Source organism: Pseudomonas sp. AC229 (assembly GCF_979254655.1).
Map to the genome: position 1 here is coordinate 1 of NZ_CEEDHK010000032.1, position 5,123 is coordinate 5,123.

Annotated in this window: 2 tRNA genes and 2 rRNA genes; all 4 read left to right on the forward strand. The window is 51.3% G+C overall.

Features of this window, described 5'->3' with window-relative positions:
- Window positions 1–108 precede the first annotated feature (108 nt).
- The 4 genes from AC0IW7_RS24670 (at window position 109) to AC0IW7_RS24685 (ending at window position 5,091) form a co-directional block, all read left to right on the forward strand.
- Window positions 109–1,645, forward strand: a 16S ribosomal RNA gene (locus AC0IW7_RS24670).
- 128 nt (window positions 1,646–1,773) lie between these two features.
- A tRNA-Ile gene (locus AC0IW7_RS24675) sits at window positions 1,774–1,850 on the forward strand.
- A 26-nt stretch (window positions 1,851–1,876) separates the two neighbouring features.
- Window positions 1,877–1,952: transfer RNA gene (locus AC0IW7_RS24680), tRNA-Ala, on the forward strand.
- Between the two features lie 249 nt (window positions 1,953–2,201).
- Window positions 2,202–5,091: ribosomal RNA gene (locus AC0IW7_RS24685) — 23S ribosomal RNA — on the forward strand.
- Together the 16S and 23S rRNA genes with 2 tRNA genes alongside form the textbook arrangement of a ribosomal RNA operon.
- Window positions 5,092–5,123 lie beyond the last annotated feature (32 nt).

The following is a 5,123-nucleotide window of genomic DNA, read 5'->3' on the forward strand; positions in this document are numbered from 1 at the left end:
GACTGATAGTCACCAGATTATCAGCATCACAAGTAACACTCGTTAATTTGAGAGTTTTTTGCGATTGCTGAGCCAAGTTTAGGGTTTTCACAAAACCCAGATATGTTTGAACTGAAGAGTTTGATCATGGCTCAGATTGAACGCTGGCGGCAGGCCTAACACATGCAAGTCGAGCGGATGAGAGGAGCTTGCTCCTTGATTCAGCGGCGGACGGGTGAGTAATGCCTAGGAATCTGCCTATTAGTGGGGGACAACGTTTCGAAAGGAACGCTAATACCGCATACGTCCTACGGGAGAAAGCAGGGGACCTTCGGGCCTTGCGCTAATAGATGAGCCTAGGTCGGATTAGCTAGTTGGTGAGGTAATGGCTCACCAAGGCGACGATCCGTAACTGGTCTGAGAGGATGATCAGTCACACTGGAACTGAGACACGGTCCAGACTCCTACGGGAGGCAGCAGTGGGGAATATTGGACAATGGGCGAAAGCCTGATCCAGCCATGCCGCGTGTGTGAAGAAGGTCTTCGGATTGTAAAGCACTTTAAGTTGGGAGGAAGGGTTGTAGATTAATACTCTGCAATTTTGACGTTACCGACAGAATAAGCACCGGCTAACTCTGTGCCAGCAGCCGCGGTAATACAGAGGGTGCAAGCGTTAATCGGAATTACTGGGCGTAAAGCGCGCGTAGGTGGTTCGTTAAGTTGGATGTGAAATCCCCGGGCTCAACCTGGGAACTGCATTCAAAACTGTCGAGCTAGAGTATGGTAGAGGGTGGTGGAATTTCCTGTGTAGCGGTGAAATGCGTAGATATAGGAAGGAACACCAGTGGCGAAGGCGACCACCTGGACTGATACTGACACTGAGGTGCGAAAGCGTGGGGAGCAAACAGGATTAGATACCCTGGTAGTCCACGCCGTAAACGATGTCGACTAGCCGTTGGGGTCCTTGAGACTTTAGTGGCGCAGCTAACGCATTAAGTCGACCGCCTGGGGAGTACGGCCGCAAGGTTAAAACTCAAATGAATTGACGGGGGCCCGCACAAGCGGTGGAGCATGTGGTTTAATTCGAAGCAACGCGAAGAACCTTACCTGGCCTTGACATGCTGAGAACTTTCCAGAGATGGATTGGTGCCTTCGGGAACTCAGACACAGGTGCTGCATGGCTGTCGTCAGCTCGTGTCGTGAGATGTTGGGTTAAGTCCCGTAACGAGCGCAACCCTTGTCCTTAGTTACCAGCACGTTATGGTGGGCACTCTAAGGAGACTGCCGGTGACAAACCGGAGGAAGGTGGGGATGACGTCAAGTCATCATGGCCCTTACGGCCAGGGCTACACACGTGCTACAATGGTCGGTACAAAGGGTTGCCAAGCCGCGAGGTGGAGCTAATCCCATAAAACCGATCGTAGTCCGGATCGCAGTCTGCAACTCGACTGCGTGAAGTCGGAATCGCTAGTAATCGTGAATCAGAACGTCACGGTGAATACGTTCCCGGGCCTTGTACACACCGCCCGTCACACCATGGGAGTGGGTTGCACCAGAAGTAGCTAGTCTAACCTTCGGGAGGACGGTTACCACGGTGTGATTCATGACTGGGGTGAAGTCGTAACAAGGTAGCCGTAGGGGAACCTGCGGCTGGATCACCTCCTTAATCGACGACATCAGCTTCCTTATAAGCTCCCACACGAATTGCTTGATTCATTGCGAAAGACGATAGGGTCGTCCTAGAGGTTTTAGGAGGATCAGTGACGAGTTGTCAGCCTAGTAGCCCGAACAATTGGGTCTGTAGCTCAGTTGGTTAGAGCGCACCCCTGATAAGGGTGAGGTCGGCAGTTCGAATCTGCCCAGACCCACCAATTGTTGTGGAAGAAGCCTCAGATACGGGGCCATAGCTCAGCTGGGAGAGCGCCTGCCTTGCACGCAGGAGGTCAACGGTTCGATCCCGTTTGGCTCCACCACGACGACATGTAGAGTTCAGAATTGAGTATTCGCCTGCTGGTTGAATATTGAATTCTGGTCTTTGACTAGAAAGTATTATCGTTCTTTAAAAATTTGGGTATGTGATAGAAAGATAGACTGGATAGCACTTTCACTGGTGTTTATTCAGGCTAAGGTAAAATTTGTGAGTTCTCTTGAGAGATCAAGAGTATTTCGAATTTTCGGCGAATGTCGTCTTCATAGTATAACCAGATTGCTTGGGGTTATATGGTCAAGTGAAGAAGCGCATACGGTGGATGCCTTGGCAGTCAGAGGCGATGAAAGACGTGGTAGCCTGCGAAAAGCTTCGGGGAGTCGGCAAACAGACTTTGATCCGGAGATGTCTGAATGGGGGAACCCACTTAACATAAGTTAAGTATCTTGCACTGAATACATAGGTGTAAGAAGCGAACCAGGGGAACTGAAACATCTAAGTACCCTGAGGAAAAGAAATCAACCGAGATTCCCTTAGTAGTGGCGAGCGAACGGGGACTAGCCCTTAAGTTGATTTGAGATTAGCGGAACGCTCTGGAAAGTGCGGCCATAGTGGGTGATAGCCCTGTACGCGAAAATCTCTTATCAATGAAATCGAGTAGGACGGAGCACGAGAAACTTTGTCTGAATATGGGGGGACCATCCTCCAAGGCTAAATACTACTGACTGACCGATAGTGAACTAGTACCGTGAGGGAAAGGCGAAAAGAACCCCGGAGAGGGGAGTGAAATAGATCCTGAAACCGTATGCGTACAAGCAGTGGGAGCCCACTTTGTTGGGTGACTGCGTACCTTTTGTATAATGGGTCAGCGACTTATATTCAGTGGCGAGCTTAACCGAATAGGGGAGGCGTAGCGAAAGCGAGTCTTAATAGGGCGTTTAGTCGCTGGGTATAGACCCGAAACCGGGCGATCTATCCATGGGCAGGTTGAAGGTTGGGTAACACTAACTGGAGGACCGAACCGACTACCGTTGAAAAGTTAGCGGATGACCTGTGGATCGGAGTGAAAGGCTAATCAAGCTCGGAGATAGCTGGTTCTCCTCGAAAGCTATTTAGGTAGCGCCTCGTGTATCACTGCTGGGGGTAGAGCACTGTTTCGGCTAGGGGGTCATCCCGACTTACCAAACCGATGCAAACTCCGAATACCAGCAAGTGCGAGCACGGGAGACACACGGCGGGTGCTAACGTCCGTCGTGAAAAGGGAAACAACCCAGACCGTCAGCTAAGGTCCCAAAGTCATGGTTAAGTGGGAAACGATGTGGGAAGGCTTAGACAGCTAGGAGGTTGGCTTAGAAGCAGCCACCCTTTAAAGAAAGCGTAATAGCTCACTAGTCGAGTCGGCCTGCGCGGAAGATGTAACGGGGCTCAAACCATGCACCGAAGCTACGGGTATCACTTAGGTGATGCGGTAGAGGAGCGTTCTGTAAGCCTGTGAAGGTGAGTTGAGAAGCTTGCTGGAGGTATCAGAAGTGCGAATGCTGACATGAGTAACGACAATGGGTGTGAAAAACACCCACGCCGAAAGACCAAGGTTTCCTGCGCAACGTTAATCGACGCAGGGTTAGTCGGTCCCTAAGGCGAGGCTGAAAAGCGTAGTCGATGGAAAACAGGTTAATATTCCTGTACTTCTAGTTATTGCGATGGGGGGACGGAGAAGGCTAGGCCAGCTTGGCGTTGGTTGTCCAAGTTTAAGGTTGTAGGCTGACTGCTTAGGTAAATCCGGGCGGTTAAGGCTGAGAACTGATGACGAGTGCTCATTAGAGCGCGAAGTGGTTGATGCCATGCTTCCAAGAAAAGCCTCTAAGCTTCAGATAACTAGGAACCGTACCCCAAACCGACACAGGTGGTTGGGTAGAGAATACCAAGGCGCTTGAGAGAACTCGGGTGAAGGAACTAGGCAAAATGGCACCGTAACTTCGGGAGAAGGTGCGCCGGTGAGGGTGAAGCATTTACTGCGTAAGCTCATGCCGGTCGAAGATACCAGGCCGCTGCGACTGTTTATTAAAAACACAGCACTCTGCAAACACGAAAGTGGACGTATAGGGTGTGACGCCTGCCCGGTGCCGGAAGGTTAATTGATGGGGTTAGCTAACGCGAAGCTCTTGATCGAAGCCCCGGTAAACGGCGGCCGTAACTATAACGGTCCTAAGGTAGCGAAATTCCTTGTCGGGTAAGTTCCGACCTGCACGAATGGCGTAACGATGGCGGCGCTGTCTCCACCCGAGACTCAGTGAAATTGAAATCGCTGTGAAGATGCAGTGTATCCGCGGCTAGACGGAAAGACCCCGTGAACCTTTACTATAGCTTTGCACTGGACTTTGAATTTGCTTGTGTAGGATAGGTGGGAGGCTTTGAAGCGTGGACGCCAGTTCGCGTGGAGCCAATCTTGAAATACCACCCTGGCAACTTTGAGGTTCTAACTCTGGTCCGTTATCCGGATCGAGGACAGTGTATGGTGGGTAGTTTGACTGGGGCGGTCTCCTCCTAAAGAGTAACGGAGGAGTACGAAGGTGCGCTCAGACCGGTCGGAAATCGGTCGTAGAGTATAAAGGCAAAAGCGCGCTTGACTGCGAGACAGACACGTCGAGCAGGTACGAAAGTAGGTCTTAGTGATCCGGTGGTTCTGTATGGAAGGGCCATCGCTCAACGGATAAAAGGTACTCCGGGGATAACAGGCTGATACCGCCCAAGAGTTCATATCGACGGCGGTGTTTGGCACCTCGATGTCGGCTCATCACATCCTGGGGCTGAAGCCGGTCCCAAGGGTATGGCTGTTCGCCATTTAAAGTGGTACGCGAGCTGGGTTTAGAACGTCGTGAGACAGTTCGGTCCCTATCTGCCGTGGACGTTTGAGATTTGAGAGGGGCTGCTCCTAGTACGAGAGGACCGGAGTGGACGAACCTCTGGTGTTCCGGTTGTCACGCCAGTGGCATCGCCGGGTAGCTATGTTCGGAATAGATAACCGCTGAAAGCATCTAAGCGGGAAACTAGCCTCAAGATGAGATCTCACTGGGATCTTGAATCCCCTAAAGGGCCGTCGAAGACTACGACGTTGATAGGTGGGGTGTGTAAGCGTTGTGAGGCGTTGAGCTAACCCATACTAATTGCCCGTGAGGCTTGACCATATAACACCCAAGCAATTTGCTTAGCGCAAATT